Raw genomic sequence first — 14,831 nt, 5'->3', positions numbered from 1 at the left:
GGATTTATTTAGTTTGTGGTTCTCTAGAAGTTTGTAGTGTGCAGTTTGCTGCGTGAAGTTTTCAGCAACGTATTGCAAACTCCAAACTTATGGTCGTTCTTCCTGCACCTGTCGTGCTTCGGCAGCGTTCTCACGATAGTCCTGCCATGATTCGCCAACGTCACTGCGCCATTCCCCAAGGCGCTCGGTGATATCTTTCACTGCATCAGCAGTTGAGTCATAGACCTCACTGCCCAGCTGTCTCTGTGCATCATCAAGCATCTCTGCCGTTTTTGTATTGCCGAGGTAGCGCTGAACTGCCGGCGAATTTCCTGCATAATCTCTAAAAAAATAGGCGCCTGCGCCGATAGTTCCGACGACAACTGCTGTTCCAACCAATTTTCCGATAAGTCCCATAGTCTCAACTCCGTAAAGTGATAGCATAAAAAATACTTGGTAAAATAAGAACTTATGGTGTAGCGGAAACTACACACTCATGCCGATTGTTTACGCTGCCATAACCTTCAGCAGCGCCGGGGCAAAATAGTAGAATAAAAACAGGTTCATGGGGACGTTGGTGGCCAAGAATGCCCCCACCTTCATGAAATTGCCGCCGAGCATGAAAACTGAAAAAAAGGTCGTAAGAAACGTATGAAACACAATCGCGATGAGGCCGACAGTAAAAATGTTTCCGCCTGTTCCCACCATGCCCGCAACGATGCCGATAATCACATATGACGGCACCACCACCAGTCCATAGATGGAAAAACTTTGCTGGGCAATCAGTTTCATCACACTTGACAACAGCCCGACGAGCAGGCCGACCTTCCAGCCGAATGCCATGCCACAGAGCACTGCCGCAAGCATCGTTAGATCAATGCCAAACAAAAATTCTTTGAACGGAAACAGCAGAAAGCCGAGGAGCGTGTTGACCAGCACAAACGCCAGCACAAAAAAAACTGCCTTGTTCAGCAGAAAAATAAGGAGAACGAACGCAAGGAGCGCAAAGATGATGAACATTTTTTTGTAATCTTTCCTGCTCCAGATTTTGTCAGTTATTTTCTTGAGGTCCATTGATTCCTTGTTCTCTTTTTCGTTTAAATATTTTTAGGTCGTTTAGGTCATGGCCTTGAGCAGCCACGGCGCCACCGACACAAAAAGAAAGGCGTTACACACCAGGTTGGTGGCGATAAACCATCCGCACTTCCACACCTTGCCGCCCATCATAAAAATAAAAAAACTGCTGATAGCACTGTATATAACTGACAGGCCAATACCCAGTGCCATGAGGTTTGCCGACGGAAATTGGCCCGCAACAAATCCGCTCAAGCCGTACAGCGGGATAAACACGAGCGCAAACAGCGGGCTTGCTCCCTGAAAAAAAAGCATCACCACCGCAGTTGCCACGCCGGTCAACACACCTGCGCCCGAACCGAATGCAATACCCGACAGCACCGTTGGCATCATGACCATTTCAACACCAAACAATAGGAGCCGTAGCGGCCCTCGCAACACCATACCTGCAATCATATTGGCTGCCAGAAAGATGACAAGGAAAAAAAGCGATTTCTTGAACATAAAGAAAACGGACATCGCGGTGAGAAAAAGGATAAAATGAACTGCATAGCGGAGCCGGCGGTGATGGTGGTACTGGCGAGAAAACTGCACCAGTGTTCCGTACCATGAGGCCTCTTTTTCGCTCTGTTCCATAGATTCACCTGTTCACGTAGTTAGGTATAGATTGGAAATTGATTGCACAACGCAACAACATCAGCGTGTATTTTTTTTCTCAACGCTTCATCAGTTGGATGCTCAATAACACGCGCGATCCATTCGCCAATCTGTTTCATCTCTTCCTCTTTCATGCCTCTGCTGGTGATGGCGGGCGTGCCGAGGCGGATGCCAGACGGATTGAATGGGCTCTTTGTGTCAAACGGAATCATATTTTTGTTGCAGCACATGCCTGCCTCATCAAGAACTGTTTCTGCTTCTTTTCCGGCGATGTTTTTGTTTGAAAGGTCGATGAGCATGAGATGGTTGTCAGTGCCGCCGGATACCAGCCGGAAGCCATTGTCCATCAGTGTCGTGGCAAGTGCCTGCGCATTTTTCACAATTTGTTTTTGATACACCCCGAATTCCGGTTTCAGCGCCTCGCCGAATGCTACCGCTTTTGCCGCGATAACATGTTCGAGCGGCCCGCCTTGCATACCGGGAAACACCGCTTTGTCAATTGCCTTGGCATGCTGTTCCTTGCAGAGAATCATCGCCCCTCTTGGCCCCCGCAGGGTTTTGTGCGTTGTGGTCGTTACCACATCGCTGTACGGCACCGGGTCAGGATGAATTTTCGTAGCAATCAGGCCGGCGATATGCGCCATGTCAACCATAAAATAAGCACCGACCTCGTCGGCAATTTCCTTGAACGGCTTAAAATCAATGAATCGCGGATACGCAGATGCGCCTGCCACGATCAGTTTTGGCTTGTGGAGAAGCGCTTGTTTTCGTACCTCATCAAAATTGATGGTTTCAGTTTCTTTGTCAACGCCGTAAAAAACAAAATTGTAAAAAGTTCCAGAAAAATTTATTTTGTGGCCGTGCGTCAGGTGGCCGCCATGGTCGAGGCTCATTGACAGAATAGTGTCGCCAAGCTTGAGAAGTGCAAAGTACGCTTCCATGTTTGCCTGGCTGCCGGCGTGCGGCTGCACATTTGCATGGTCTGCGCCAAACAATTTTTTTGCGCGGTCAATGGCAAGCTGTTCCGTGACATCAACAAATTCATTGCCGCCATAATACCGTTTTTTTGGGTATCCTTCGGCATATTTATTCGTAAGCCATGAGCCCGTGGCTTCCAGCACTGCTTTTGAGACAATGTTTTCTGACGCAATCAGCTCAATGACGTTTTGCTGGCGCACGAGCTCCTGAACCATTGCTTCATACACTTCAGCGTCCTGTTGTTTGAGCTGTTCAAGCATCGTATGCTCATGTGCAGAACATGGTGTTTAAATAGTTTTATCTGATAAAAAAGTAGAAAGAAAAAACTAAATAAAATTAAATGTTTCTGACCTTTTTCAGCGATTTCGGAATCATGAGTCCGACACCGTTCAGCTCTTTTGCCACTGGCCGCTGCTGGCCAAACGGTATGCTGCTCATTTCCTTGTGGCTGTATGCCGCAAAATCAACCTTGGCGCCGTAAGCCAGTTTTCCAGGAAAGTCATAGAAATCTACCTGTCCACCTGCTACTGGTTTTATAGTGCCGCGGGATTTTCCATTTGCAAACTGAACCTCAATGAGTGTTCCTCGTGCCATGCAATCACCTCAACTTTTTGCTGTTTTATTTTTGATATTCTATTTTAAAGAATAAACCCTCTGTTCTATAAAAAGTTTGTGCTACTCAAGGAGCGCCGGTTTATCGTGTTCATAGGTGCGAATGGTGAATTTTTCCCGGGTGTCCTCCTTCGTCATATTCCACTCTTTGCCCCAAGCAGGGAAAAAAACATCGCCTTTATGGGTGCCGGGAATGTGCGAGAGAATCATCTCGTGCGCGTACGGCATTGTTTCAGCATACACCTGTGCGCCGCCGATGATAAACACCTTTGTTCCTTTTTCCTGTGCTACAGCGAGTGCCTGGCGCAGCGTGGTGCAGGCAACCACTCCCGAAGTTGGCGCAAACGCCTTATTGCGCGTGAGCACGATGTTGAGCCGGTTGGGCAGCGGCTTGCCGATTGATTCATACGTTTTTCTTCCCATAATTACCGTGTGGCCATCCGTGGTTTGTTTGAAGTGGCTGAAATCTTCAGGAATATGCCACGGCAGATGGCCTTCCGAGCCGATAACATTATTTTGGTCTATCGCCGCGATAAGAATTATTTTCACTGATTGGTTTGGAGTTTTGTTCATGATCACACCGCGACGTCAAATTTTATTTTTGGATGGGGATTATAATCGACAATTTTGAAATCTTCAAACTGCAATTCTTTGAGCGGCTTTTGTGCAACTTGAATTTTTGGCAGTGCCCGCGGCTCTCGGGTCAGCTGTTCCTTCAGCCCGTCGATGTGGTTCTCGTAAATGTGCGCGTCCACAATCGTGTGGGCAAATTCGCCGGGCTCAAATCCGGTTTCCTGCGCAAAGAGCATGGTCATCAGCCCATAGCAGGCGAGATTGAATGGAATGCCGAGCGCGATGTCACCGGAGCGCTGGGTGAGGTGGCAGTTGAGCTTGTTGCCGATAACATTGAAGCAGAATGTGTAGTGGCATGGTGGGAGCTTGCTTTCTGCGGCGTTGCCCGGATGCCATGCGCTCACGACCATGCGCCGCAAATTTCTGGTGGTGGGATTTTGTTTTATTTCCTTGAGCGTGTCGAGGACGTACTGGATTTGGTCAAATGTTTTCTGGCCGGTTGCCGGATCGGTGGACATCCATTTGGTGCCCCAGTTTTCTCCATCAAGCCCCCTTTCCGGTACGGGAAATCTTCTCCAAAATCGTCCGTACGCAGTTTCGAGCCGCCCATCTGCATCTGCCCACGCATCCCATATCTTTGTTTTTGTGCGGAGATTTTTGATATGCTCCTCACCCGTCAAGTACCAGAGCAGTTCATGAAGCATGGAGTTGAAATACATCTGCTTTGTTGTCAGAAGTGGATAGCCCTTGCTCAAATCCACTTTGTAGAACGCGCCGAAATAGCACAGCGTGTCAACGCCAGTTCTGTTGGGCTTTCGCACTCCTTTTTCAAGAACGGTTCGGACGAGATTGAGGTATTCGTGCATCGTATCACTCTTTTCCTATCTCTTTTTATTCTCTTGTACGTCGCGGAAGAATGGATGGTTTATATTGTTTGTTGTTGCCCATGCATCAATTCCAAAAAGAATATAAACAACCTCTGTTTATTCCTTCATATGATCTATGAATTATCGGAAATCAAGAACCTGCGCAAAAAGCTTGGCTTGTCCCAAAGTCAGCTCGCCCGACTCGCAAGTGTGTCCCAGTCCATGATTGCGAAGATTGAAGCCGGCAGATTGGATCCTGCCTTTTCCAAGGCAATGTCGATTTTTACGGCGCTCAACAGTTTGGCACATGCAAAAGAAGTAAAAGCAAAAGAAGTGATGAACAAGAAAATCATTTCGCTGGCGCCGGATGACACGGTTCGGGATGCCGTTGCAAAAATGCAGAAGCACGAGATTTCACAGCTTCCTGTTATCGACCATCACATCGTCATTGGCATTGTGTCTGAATCGACGTTGCTGGATGCGGTGGTGAACAACAAATCCGCTGCGTCGGTAACCGATGTCATGGCCAACGCACCGCCAACAGTGTCTGAAGACGCGACAATTACCGTTGTATCAAACCTGCTAAAATATTTTTCTGTGGTGCTTGTTGTGTCAAAGGGAAAACTCGTTGGGCTGATTACCAAAGCCGATGTCTTGGGAAAGATGGTTTAAAGTTTCTTCTTTTCCGTCTTGTCAGAAATAATTGCGCTGTTGCCCGTCGGGTCTTCAATCGTGATGGTTAATTTTTCCTGTCCCCACATGACGCGGGTTAATTTTTTGAGCATGTTCTTTGCTTTCTTTTTTAACTCTTCATCTTCCTCGTCGTCGCGTAGTCTTTCGATCTGCACTTTCACCCGATTCAAAATCCCTTCAATATTCGTAACGTACCCATTCGACGCCGGCCCTGGCGTGATGGTTGTAATGTGAGGAATTTTGATGGTCGCTTGCGAGCTGCGCACCACGCGCACTTTCATATCCTCTTCAGAAGAAATTTCAAACAAGTATTTGCACGGCTCTTTTGCCTCAACACTTTCGACGTCTGACTTGTGGTACTTGCACGCGCCGCAGGACATCGAGAACATGAAAATCTTGCCGAAGTACGGCACTTCTGTTTCGCGCTCCGTGAGTATCAGCGCTTTTTCGTGGCAGAATGGACACGGCTCTCCCTTGACAAAAGCAGGCGCTTCTTTTTCTTCTGCGGGTTTTTGTTTTTCTTCTTTTTCGTCAGCCATTCATTTTGATACGCTAAGAAAGATATATAAAGATTGTGAAAAACCGAAAAGTTATTAAAACAAAAAAAGATTAATAAATTAATAAGATTCGTATTCTTCTTCACGAGTCTGCTGCTGATTTGCATTTGCAGGAGCAGACCGCGTCTCGCGGTGGATGCGGGCGAACGAAGGCGTGACACAAATCCAGTCTTCGCCAAAGCCGGCAATGTCACCATCAATCGCATCGCATGTTTTCTTGAGCTTGTTGATCGCGCGCTTCAGCTCGACAATGTCCGAATCCTTGAGCGGCTTGATGTTGACGAGCGCAATAGTATATCCTTCGCGCAGAGAATCAAGCACGTTTTTGGTGCCGGCAAAATCTTCGAGCACAAACGGGCGCACCGTGACTTTTGACTGACCATGTTCTCCAGAATCAGTAGAAAGTTCTACATACCCCTCATCTTCATCAGGCATATTCATAGTCTGAGGAGAAGAAGGCTTCATCATATCTTTCAGTCGCATGAAAAAACCTTTCATGGTCTAACCCTCCACTTTTTTAGGCTGTATCTGGGTTGTGAAATTCCATCACACACGAACCCTTCCCAACATGAATTGATTGTGATAAACTACTGGAAAATGAAATAACGCCGGTATATATAAAGTTTTCGCTGATGAATCAGCTACTCATCTTTGCCCTGCCATCGCCATACCAAAGCTTTATAAATTCTTGGCTATTCTCTCGATAATTATGGGACGCATTAAGACACAACTGGTCAAGCGAAAGACGTATGAATTGCTTCGCAAATTCAGCGGAAAGTTTTCAACGGATTTCGATACTAACAAACTGCGCGTGAACGAATTCATCCCTGATGCTTCTAAGAAACTGCGCAATACTATTGCAGGGTATCTCACTCGCCTTGTCAAGAAAAATCAAGACTTGGCATAATCCTATCCTGCACCGCGGGGGTGGCTGATGGTTGAGCGCGATTCACGAGACACGACTGTTTTTATTGGCACCAAACCGTTCATGAACTATGTCACCAGCGTGGTGATGCAGTTTACCGGCAAGAACGCGCGTGAAGTATGCATCAAAGCACGCGGCAAATTTATTTCCAGTGCCGTTGACGTCGCCGAAGTTGTCTCAAAACGATTTCTCCAAAACCAAGTGGAAGTGAGCAACATTCGCATTGATTCTGAATCTTTTAAGAATCAGGACGGCAAGGACATACGCGTGTCGATTGTGGAGATACTGATGAGGAAGAAATAATTTCACAAACCTTTTTATACAAAATCATTCTTTCTTACGCAGTACTGGGCCTGTAGTCTAGCCTGGATAGGATGGCGGGCTTCGGACCCGCAGACCCCGGTTCGAATCCGGGCAGGCTCGTTTCGTAATTCGTGGGTCGTAGGGTCGTACCTCGTATTCGTGCGTAGCGTTGTTTCCTCCGGAGGAGGAAACTCGTTGCCCAAGCTTTTTTTGCGGAGCAAAAAAAGATTGTTTCGGGCAGGCTCGTTTATTTCAATACCCCCAAGGTGTATTTCATGTCCAAAAAAGAACAGCCAAAACAAAAGGAGCAAACCGTCGGCATCACCGTCAAGAAAGCCGATGATAGCGGCGAATGGTACAGCCAAGTTCTTACTAAAGCAGACCTCATTGATTACACCGATGTCTCCGGCTGTTACATCTACAAGCCGGCATCATACTCCATCTGGGAAAAAGTGCAGGTATTTATGAACAAGCACTTCGCTGCGCTCGGCGTCAAGAATTCCTATTTTCCACTCTTTATCCCTGAAAAACTTCTGCAGACCGAAGCAAAGCACGTCGCCGGCTTCACGCCCGAAGTTGCATGGGTCACGCACAGTGGCGAGACCAAACTTGCGGAACGCCTCGCCATCCGTCCGACATCAGAAACAATAATGTACGCAGCGTACAAAAAATGGATACGCAGCCACCGCGACCTCCCGCTGTTGTTGAACCAGTGGAACAACGTCGTGCGCTGGGAATTCAAAAATCCAGTCCCATTTATCAGAGCCCGCGAATTTTTGTGGCAGGAAGGCCACACCGCGCACAAGAACAAAGAAGACGCGCTGAAAGAAGTGCTCACCATTCTTGACATTTACGAACAAACGTATCGCGAGCTCTACGCGATTCCCGTCATCAAAGGCGTCAAAACCGACAGCGAAAAGTTTGCAGGGGCCGACATGACCACTACCTTGGAAATTTTCCTGCCCAGCGGCAAGGCGATTCAGGGGTGCACGAGCCACTTTTTGGGGCAGAATTTTTCAAAAGCGTTTGACATCACATTTTTGGATGAGAAAGAGCAGCGGTCAAACATCTGGCAAAATTCGTGGGGTTATTCCATACGTTCCATCGGCGCGATGATATTGATGCACGGCGACGACAAAGGACTGGTCATGCCGCCGGCTGTTGCGCCTGTTCATGTGGTCATTGTTCCCATTATTTTTGACGACACCAAAACAAAAGTGCTTGCGGCCTGTGAAAAAATAAAAAAAGAACTGGAAAAAGACGGCCACGTTGTGCATCTTGATGACCGCGACGAATGCAGTGCCGGCTGGAAATTCAATGAGTGGGAACTCAAGGGCATTCCCCTGCGCATCGAAGTTGGGCCGAAAGATATTGACAAACAACAAGCGGTGCTCGTGCGCCGAGACACGGGAAAAAAAGAATTTGTGAAACTGAAAGATCTCGATGTCGCTGTTACAAAAACACTGCATGACATCCAACTCAATCTCTATGAAACCGCGCGCACGTTCCTGAAAAACAGCATTGTCATGGCAAAAACAGCCAGCGAACTGAAAAAAGCAATTGACGCAAAAAAAATGGTTGAATGCTCATGGTGCGGAAGCGCTGCCTGTGAAGAAAAATTCGGCAAGGAATCCGCTGCAAAAATACTGTGCATTCCCTACATTGACAACGACAGCAGTAAAGGGACAATTCCCGCACAGGGCAACTGCGCGCTGTGCGGCAAAGCAGGAAAGCACGCTGTCTATGTGGGGAGAAGTTATTGATGGCAGAATCTGCACAACTCTCGTCTGGAGGCATAGAACTCTTGTTGGATCCTACTCTTGTTGCGACGGTTGCACCGGCGATTGTTGATGGCCGGAATGACATGGAATTCATTGCGCGAGATATCGGCGAAACACTTTCTGCTTTTAATGCAGCAGTCTCCGCAGTGCGCGGCGAGTACACTGCGGTGGTCCATCAAATCCGAGAAGATGCTATCTGGAAACAATGGGGAGATTCTTGGGTTCAATCATCCATTGTTGGTTTTGGCACCAGTCGTGCCGTGCTCTACCTTGGGCGGATTGATCGGCTCAACTTGCAGAGAACGGATGACGAATACAAAGCACACATCGGTGTACAATTTGAAGATGACCGTGCCATTGTCCATGACGATACGCTTGAATTGCGCTCGTGTTCTCTTTCGTTGTCTGCACGTGAATTTTGGGCAGGTAATAACTGGCGTAATGAACTTATCATTGATCCTACAAACCGATTCTACCTCAACTGTTCCCGTGTCTTCATCGCTCCCGGCTACGACGCTACTGAAAAACTGCTGCGCCGGATTGGCTTTCAGGGCGACTGGACGCAGGATCTTCGGAGCTTGTATGCTTCAATGCAAAAACAAATTCCAGCAATTGAGCAAGCGGCGCAAGGATTCTTTTTCTAACAACGCAAAGGCTTAAATACCTCCCTGCTTTTTAAACACCTTGTGTGCTGAGATGGAAACAAACCGACCTACTAATCGTACTACGCTCTCTGATCTTGCTTTTGCGCTCGAAGCAAAGCCAACGGTGCTGATGAGAACTATAGTCTCTTCTGATGTGCAGGCGAGGCCGCGGCGCTACAACACGTTTGGATTTACCGGCAGAGTATCACGCGCAAGGTATACAGCATATGAATCTTCTCTTCGTGCTTATTTCAAGGAACCGTTCAAGGATGAGGGTGAACTCGTTGTTCCTGAACTTCTGCCGAGAGAGCTTTTTCCTTTTATCAACGCGCCGATGGGAGATTTTGCAGAAGCTCCTAAGATAGCACAACCAACAGAAGGTTCGTCTTTAGTCTACCCCCTTCTTGGCCGTTCCCAGCCCCGTTCTTTGCGTCCTGCGCTTGACCTCAGAAATGATGAGGCTCTCTATGCGCGAGTCGAGCGGCATCAGGGAACACTGACCACTGTTGAGCTTGCCAAAGTCCGCCCGCACCATGCAAATCCGGATCTAATGACCATCTCTCTATCCAGTTTCTACGCACTGTCGAATTAAACAATACTCAAACAATCAAACTCCACCACCAAAAATTTTATATACTCATCTCTCTCAATATTTTTTTTTGATGAGAGCTGATTTAGAAAATATCGTGCGTTTATTCTGTCCTGACGGCTCTTTTGCCTTGGTTCCAGCATCAGTGCAGCTTTCGCGCCCGAATGGCTCGATGGTTGTTATTCTTGAAGAACGCCAACATGCTGCTTTTGATGGTGCCGGTGATGGTGCACATGGTGCGAGTGCCTCTGTTTCAGTTGCCTATCAGTTTCTGGTTGAGAGCATGCAATATTGTGTTGTAAGAAACACTCTTCGCGAGAAATTTTCTAATTTAAAACCTGAAGGTGTTGCGGTTCGCCATAATCTTAACCTTCCAGAAAGCTATGTTCCCTATCTCACGCTGCCGGTTATTGATGCATCTGGCGACCCTGTCCCGCAGCCCATTGGCAGTGAGATCATGGAACCAGCTGTTGATGTCCGTCTACTCAACGCAGGCAATGGATTTTACGGGCGAGAAATAAAAGACGGCGAGCGAGTGACCGGTGTCGAGTATGTGAAAACGTCCTATACCGGCGAACGAGGCGTGATAAAACTACTTGTGGTCGGAATTTACCGAAACGAAGAAACTATAGCTGCACCAGTTCTGAAATAAATAGGTAGCGGCATAATCTATTCTCTGTTCATCTGTTTCCTTGGAAAAATCCTGCAGAAGTTAGATATGATCGTTCGTCTGTTTGGTCACTTGATAAAGAAGGTGTGCGGATTGATAGTTGATTCTGTGCAAGTAGTTCTCGTGTTGCTTCGTACATCCGATTTGATTCCTCTCTCTGTCTCTCTGAAACTTTTACTAACGAAGGTTCTCCCGACAACAGTTGATTCTGTGAACCTACTGTTCGTGTTGCTATTTGCGACTTCGCTAAGACTTGAGCAAGTTCTCTTTCCTGTTGTCTCTTCACTTCTTCGTATAGGTCTACCATTTTTTCATCTGTTTCCGTTAAAAAATCCGCCATTCATTCGGTAGGGGCGATCAGAGTCTTGGTGCAGTTCTATAACTGGTTTACTTCTTGGAAGCATTGCTTGGCGTTGCTCTTCTTGGCCTATAATATAAGCAACGGTTGATTCTTGAGCTTGTCGAGTAGTATCTTCATAAACTGCACTGGCTGCTCTTCCAAATCGTAATTTTTCTATACTCTGCTCAAACTCTATATCTCTTGCGAGTTGTCGTCTTTCGTTGTCAGTTAGTTGTGCCATAGTTTTGACCTATACGTTTAGGCTTATAAACCTTAGTTGTCTCTTGTACCACTATATAAACATTCTGTTATTTTAACCCCTCTTCAGGGGCATCTTTAAAATAAATGAATAACCGTCATCTTTATATATCTCCTCTTTTCTTTGCATCGTATCCCGTAGACTAACTCTGGAAACAGGTTAGGAGGGCACCATGGATAAACAACTTATTCAAAAAGCGCTCGACGAACTGAAAAAACAGGAGAAGCGCAAATTTGTACAATCCTACGACATTGTTATTACTCTCAAAGCGCTTGACCTCAAAAAGACCGAGAATCAAGTTGACTTCTTTGCCACGCTTAACCATCCACGCACCAAGACGGCACGCATCTGTGCATTGGTCGGCCCTGAATTAAAGGCAGACGCAGAAAAAATTTGCGAAACCGTCATTGAAGAAAAAGATTTCGACCAATACGCTAAGGACAAGAAAAAAACAAAAAAACTTGCCGAGGCGCACACCTTCTTTATCGCACAGGCAAACATCATGCCGAAAGTTGCATCAGCATTTGGTAAAGTGCTCGGCCCGAAAAAGAAAATGCCGAACCCAAAAGCAGGATGCATTGTGCCGCCGAAAATAAACCTCAAGCCGCTGTACGACAAACTCCAGAAACTCGTTGCGGTTGTTGCCAAAGAGCGGCCGGTTATTCAAATAACCATCGGCACTGAAACAACGCCGGACGACCAGATTATCGACAACATTCTCGTGCTCTACGCGCAACTTCTTTCTCACCTTCCTGCGGAAAAAAATAACATCCGCCGCATCCTGCTGAAGCTCACCATGGGCAAGCCGGTCAAACTGGTGTAACAATGGCAGCCACTACCTACAAAGCAAAGGCGTCTGCAGAAAAACAGACAACCGTGAAGCAGTTAGTTGGCCTGTTCAAAAAATATCCGATTGTTGCAGCCGTCAACATGGAAAACCTGCCGGCGCCGCAGCTCCAAAAAATTCGGGAAAGCCTGCGCGCTGACGTTGTTATCTTCATGGCAAAACGCCGGCTCATAACGCTCGCCATCGAATCCGTCAAAAAAGAAAAGCAGGGCATCGAACAGCTCGAGCAGCACCTGCAAGGCATGCCTGCATTGATGTTCACCGCAAAAAATCCATTCACGCTCTACAAAACACTGCAAAAAAATAAATCCAAGGCGCCTGCAAAAGCAGGGCAGACTGCACCGAATGACATCAAAGTGTCAGCCGGAGCAACACCATTTGCACCCGGCCCAGTCATTGGAGAACTGGGAAGCTGCGGCCTCAAGACCGGCATTGAAGCCGGCAAAGTCGTTATCAAAGAAGACAAAGTGGTGGTCAAAGCCGGCGAAGTGGTCAGCGCAAAACTTGCAGGGCTCCTCGCACGGCTTGGCATTGAGCCGATGGAAATAGGGCTCAACGTTACTGCTGCCTACGAAAATGGTGTCATCTTCACGCGCGACATTCTCGGCGTTGACGAGAAAGAATACCTCGACAAGATTAACACCGCGGCGCAATGGGCACTTAACCTCGGCGTTGAAGCAGGTATTTACACGCGAGATGTCGTCGAGCTCATGATCAGCAAAGCATTCAACGATGCGAAAGGGCTTGCGGTTGAACAAAGCATACTCGCAGATATGGTTGTGGGCGACGTGCTCGCGCGTGTCGAACGCCAGGCAGCCTATCTCAACCAACAAATTCCACAATAAGAACAGAGAAAGAACCGAGAATAAACAGAATAAAAAAGGAATAGACCAAACAAATAACCAACCAAATAAAATCATACTGGAGGGAAACCCATGGAATACATTTACGCAGCATTACTGCTTCACAAGGCAGGCAAGAAAATAGACGAGGCCTCAGTCAAGAAAGTGCTTGAGGCAGCAGGCGCAAGCCCGAACGAGGCGCGTGTCAAGGCACTCGTCGCTGCGCTGGATGGCGTCAACATTGACGAAGCCATCAAGAAAGCAGCAGTCGCACCCGTCGCAGTTGCAGCAGCTCCTGCAGCAGCTGGCCACGCAGGCGGCGATGGAAAGAAAGACGAGAAGAAGAAAGAAGACGATAAGAAGAAAGAGGAAGAGGCAGCAGCCGGTCTTGGCGCGCTCTTCGGCTAAATCTTTTTTCTTTCCTTTTTTTCTTTTTTTCATTTTCAATTTTTCCGTGTTTTCAAACACGGCAATGCAATGGACAACCGATGACCTATGGGGGAAACAGACGTTCAACAAACACTTTTTGAGGCAGTAAAAAAAGATGAAGCCTCAGCAACTACTCCCGATACTTCTCAGCATACTGTTTCTTCAGAATCACCAGCGCCTGCAGCCGAGCCCATTTCTGTTCCTGAAGCGTTGCAGCCGTTACCTACCAAACCAACACCACCGCTTCAGCCTACTCATCATCATGTTTCGGCTTCCGAGCCCGAGAGCCAACCGCTACCACCCACTGCAGACAATGCGTTCGTGGCGCGCCGACCGCTGACCCGTGAGGAACAAAACAAACTCTTTGGCCAGATGGACGAGTGCAAAAAAACTGTTTCCCAGCTTCGGGGCCAGCTTATTTCTCTCAACGACAAAAAACGCGCAGCGTTCATGAAAAAAGACGAGGTCTCAAACAAAATACGGGCACTCATCAGTGAAGTCAAGAGCGCACGCAGCGAGCGCGACAAGCTCACGCATCTGGTGCATGAATCAAAAGGCCGGCGCAAAGACTTGCAGGCGGATGTTCGCGTCAAAATTGAGGAAATACAAAAACTCAACAAAGAAAAGCAGGACCTTATCCACAAGCACAACCTCTCTGATGACCCCTCGCGCATCAAAAAGGAAATTGATGACCTCGACTACAAAATTGAAACCGAAGCACTCTCCCCATCAGAAGAAAAACAAGTAATGAAAATCATCAAAGAGAAGAAAAAAATCTATGAAGAGGCAAAAGGCCTCAGCAGCATCTTTGAAAAAATTCACGCGCTCTCAAAAGAAATTGAAAAAGCAAAATACAAATGCGATGAGACGCACAAAAAAATCCAGAGCAGGGCCGCGAACAGCCAGGAAAAGCACCAAACAATGGTAGAAACCGTCAAAGGGCTCGATGAGCTGCGCACCAAGGAAAAAGAAGCTGGTAAAAAATTCTTCGCTGTCAGAAAAGAATTCGATGAGGTTAATGACCAACTTCAGATAAAACTAATGGAACTCGGGCAGATGCAGTCACAGGTCGGCGCCATCAAAAAGGAAACCTTCCAACTCCACAAGAAAAAAGAAAACGCGACACTCACGCAAAAGAAACAAGCAGTCGAGCAAAAGCTCAAGCAGAAAAAGAAGCTGACGACTGAAGATATTATCGCGATGCAGGGATGAA

The 14,831-nt window shown here is 47.3% G+C and carries 22 protein-coding genes and 1 tRNA gene; 12 read left to right on the top strand and 11 right to left on the bottom strand.

Translation table 11 applies throughout. The features are described 5' to 3' along the window. Positions 1-87: 87 nt before the first annotated feature. The 7 genes from Q7R76_03625 to thyA all read right to left on the bottom strand — a co-directional run bounded on the left by Q7R76_03625 (position 88) and on the right by thyA (position 4,739). Positions 88-396 carry a hypothetical protein gene (locus tag Q7R76_03625; protein MDO8642649.1) on the bottom strand — a complete coding sequence of 103 codons (309 nt, stop codon included), beginning with the start codon at positions 394-396 and terminating at the stop codon, positions 88-90. Positions 397-486: 90 nt separating this feature from the next. Beyond that, positions 487-1,053, bottom strand: coding sequence for a hypothetical protein (locus Q7R76_03620; protein ID MDO8642648.1), 567 nt, complete (start codon positions 1,051-1,053; stop codon positions 487-489). Positions 1,054-1,095: 42 nt separating this feature from the next. After that, complete coding sequence (locus Q7R76_03615; protein ID MDO8642647.1) at positions 1,096-1,689, bottom strand: hypothetical protein; 594 nt, start codon at positions 1,687-1,689, stop codon at positions 1,096-1,098. A 20-nt stretch (positions 1,690-1,709) separates the two neighbouring features. Next, positions 1,710-2,948 (bottom strand): serine hydroxymethyltransferase, encoded by a 1,239-nt coding sequence (gene glyA, locus Q7R76_03610; protein MDO8642646.1) that lies wholly within the window; start codon positions 2,946-2,948, stop codon positions 1,710-1,712. 76 nt (positions 2,949-3,024) lie between these two features. Then, the gene (locus Q7R76_03605; protein ID MDO8642645.1) at positions 3,025-3,282 is read right to left on the bottom strand and encodes a hypothetical protein; all 258 of its coding nucleotides are present in this window, start codon (positions 3,280-3,282) and stop codon (positions 3,025-3,027) included. Between the two features lie 81 nt (positions 3,283-3,363). Then, entirely contained in the window at positions 3,364-3,873 is a 510-nt protein-coding gene (locus Q7R76_03600) for a dihydrofolate reductase (GenBank protein MDO8642644.1), read from the bottom strand. A gap of 2 nt (positions 3,874-3,875) precedes the next feature. Then, positions 3,876-4,739 (bottom strand): thymidylate synthase, encoded by an 864-nt coding sequence (gene thyA, locus Q7R76_03595; GenBank protein ID MDO8642643.1) that lies wholly within the window; start codon positions 4,737-4,739, stop codon positions 3,876-3,878. 129 nt (positions 4,740-4,868) lie between these two features. Here thyA and Q7R76_03590 point away from each other — a divergent pair, with 129 nt between their 5' ends. Further along, entirely contained in the window at positions 4,869-5,411 is a 543-nt protein-coding gene (locus Q7R76_03590) for a CBS domain-containing protein (protein MDO8642642.1), read from the top strand. On the opposite strand, the gene Q7R76_03585 is transcribed toward Q7R76_03590, so the two are convergent. Beyond that, entirely contained in the window at positions 5,408-5,971 is a 564-nt protein-coding gene (locus Q7R76_03585; protein ID MDO8642641.1) for a ZPR1 zinc finger domain-containing protein, read from the bottom strand. The genes Q7R76_03590 and Q7R76_03585 overlap by 4 nt on opposite strands. 78 nt (positions 5,972-6,049) lie before the next feature. Further along, entirely contained in the window at positions 6,050-6,472 is a 423-nt protein-coding gene (locus tag Q7R76_03580; protein ID MDO8642640.1) for a cell division protein SepF, read from the bottom strand. 226 nt (positions 6,473-6,698) lie between these two features. On the opposite strand from Q7R76_03580, the gene Q7R76_03575 reads away from it, so the two are divergent. The 7 genes from Q7R76_03575 to Q7R76_03545 all read left to right on the top strand — a co-directional run bounded on the left by Q7R76_03575 (position 6,699) and on the right by Q7R76_03545 (position 10,883). Continuing rightward, the gene (locus Q7R76_03575; protein MDO8642639.1) at positions 6,699-6,896 is read left to right on the top strand and encodes a 30S ribosomal protein S17e; all 198 of its coding nucleotides are present in this window, start codon (positions 6,699-6,701) and stop codon (positions 6,894-6,896) included. Positions 6,897-6,923: 27 nt separating this feature from the next. Next, the gene (gene albA / locus Q7R76_03570) at positions 6,924-7,217 is read left to right on the top strand and encodes a DNA-binding protein Alba (protein ID MDO8642638.1); all 294 of its coding nucleotides are present in this window, start codon (positions 6,924-6,926) and stop codon (positions 7,215-7,217) included. Between the two features lie 46 nt (positions 7,218-7,263). Then, positions 7,264-7,337 (top strand) — tRNA-Arg (locus tag Q7R76_03565). Between the two features lie 155 nt (positions 7,338-7,492). Next, positions 7,493-8,980 carry a proline--tRNA ligase gene (gene proS / locus Q7R76_03560; GenBank protein MDO8642637.1) on the top strand — a complete coding sequence of 496 codons (1,488 nt, stop codon included), beginning with the start codon at positions 7,493-7,495 and terminating at the stop codon, positions 8,978-8,980. Next, positions 8,980-9,642: a hypothetical protein gene (locus tag Q7R76_03555; GenBank protein ID MDO8642636.1), complete on the top strand. Its 663-nt coding sequence runs from the start codon at positions 8,980-8,982 to the stop codon at positions 9,640-9,642. Before proS ends, Q7R76_03555 begins: the two co-directional genes overlap by 1 nt. 52 nt (positions 9,643-9,694) lie before the next feature. Further along, complete coding sequence (locus Q7R76_03550) at positions 9,695-10,234, top strand: hypothetical protein (GenBank protein MDO8642635.1); 540 nt, start codon at positions 9,695-9,697, stop codon at positions 10,232-10,234. A 70-nt stretch (positions 10,235-10,304) separates the two neighbouring features. After that, the gene (locus tag Q7R76_03545) at positions 10,305-10,883 is read left to right on the top strand and encodes a hypothetical protein (GenBank protein MDO8642634.1); all 579 of its coding nucleotides are present in this window, start codon (positions 10,305-10,307) and stop codon (positions 10,881-10,883) included. Positions 10,884-10,911: 28 nt separating this feature from the next. Here Q7R76_03545 and Q7R76_03540 read toward each other — a convergent pair whose 3' ends face one another. Both Q7R76_03540 and Q7R76_03535 read right to left on the bottom strand, forming a co-directional pair. Beyond that, positions 10,912-11,208 carry a hypothetical protein gene (locus tag Q7R76_03540; protein ID MDO8642633.1) on the bottom strand — a complete coding sequence of 99 codons (297 nt, stop codon included), beginning with the start codon at positions 11,206-11,208 and terminating at the stop codon, positions 10,912-10,914. Positions 11,209-11,212: 4 nt separating this feature from the next. Next, a complete protein-coding gene (locus tag Q7R76_03535) occupies positions 11,213-11,482 on the bottom strand; it encodes a hypothetical protein (protein ID MDO8642632.1) in 270 nt (89 codons plus the stop codon). Positions 11,483-11,672: 190 nt separating this feature from the next. Here Q7R76_03535 and Q7R76_03530 point away from each other — a divergent pair, with 190 nt between their 5' ends. The 4 genes from Q7R76_03530 (at position 11,673) to Q7R76_03515 (ending at position 14,830) form a co-directional block, all read left to right on the top strand. Continuing rightward, entirely contained in the window at positions 11,673-12,323 is a 651-nt protein-coding gene (locus Q7R76_03530) for a hypothetical protein (protein ID MDO8642631.1), read from the top strand. Between the two features lie 2 nt (positions 12,324-12,325). Beyond that, a complete protein-coding gene (locus Q7R76_03525; protein MDO8642630.1) occupies positions 12,326-13,192 on the top strand; it encodes a 50S ribosomal protein L10 in 867 nt (288 codons plus the stop codon). Positions 13,193-13,282: 90 nt separating this feature from the next. Further along, positions 13,283-13,597 carry a 50S ribosomal protein P1 gene (gene rpl12p / locus Q7R76_03520; GenBank protein ID MDO8642629.1) on the top strand — a complete coding sequence of 105 codons (315 nt, stop codon included), beginning with the start codon at positions 13,283-13,285 and terminating at the stop codon, positions 13,595-13,597. A gap of 87 nt (positions 13,598-13,684) precedes the next feature. After that, the gene (locus tag Q7R76_03515; protein ID MDO8642628.1) at positions 13,685-14,830 is read left to right on the top strand and encodes a hypothetical protein; all 1,146 of its coding nucleotides are present in this window, start codon (positions 13,685-13,687) and stop codon (positions 14,828-14,830) included. Position 14,831 lies beyond the last annotated feature (1 nt).

This window comes from Candidatus Woesearchaeota archaeon, from assembly GCA_030651375.1.
In the GTDB taxonomy this organism is placed as follows: Archaea; Nanobdellota; Nanobdellia; order Woesearchaeales; family UBA12501; genus JAUSFM01.
The sequence above is the reverse complement of the archived record's forward strand: the minus strand, read 5'-3'. Positions and strand labels throughout refer to the sequence as shown.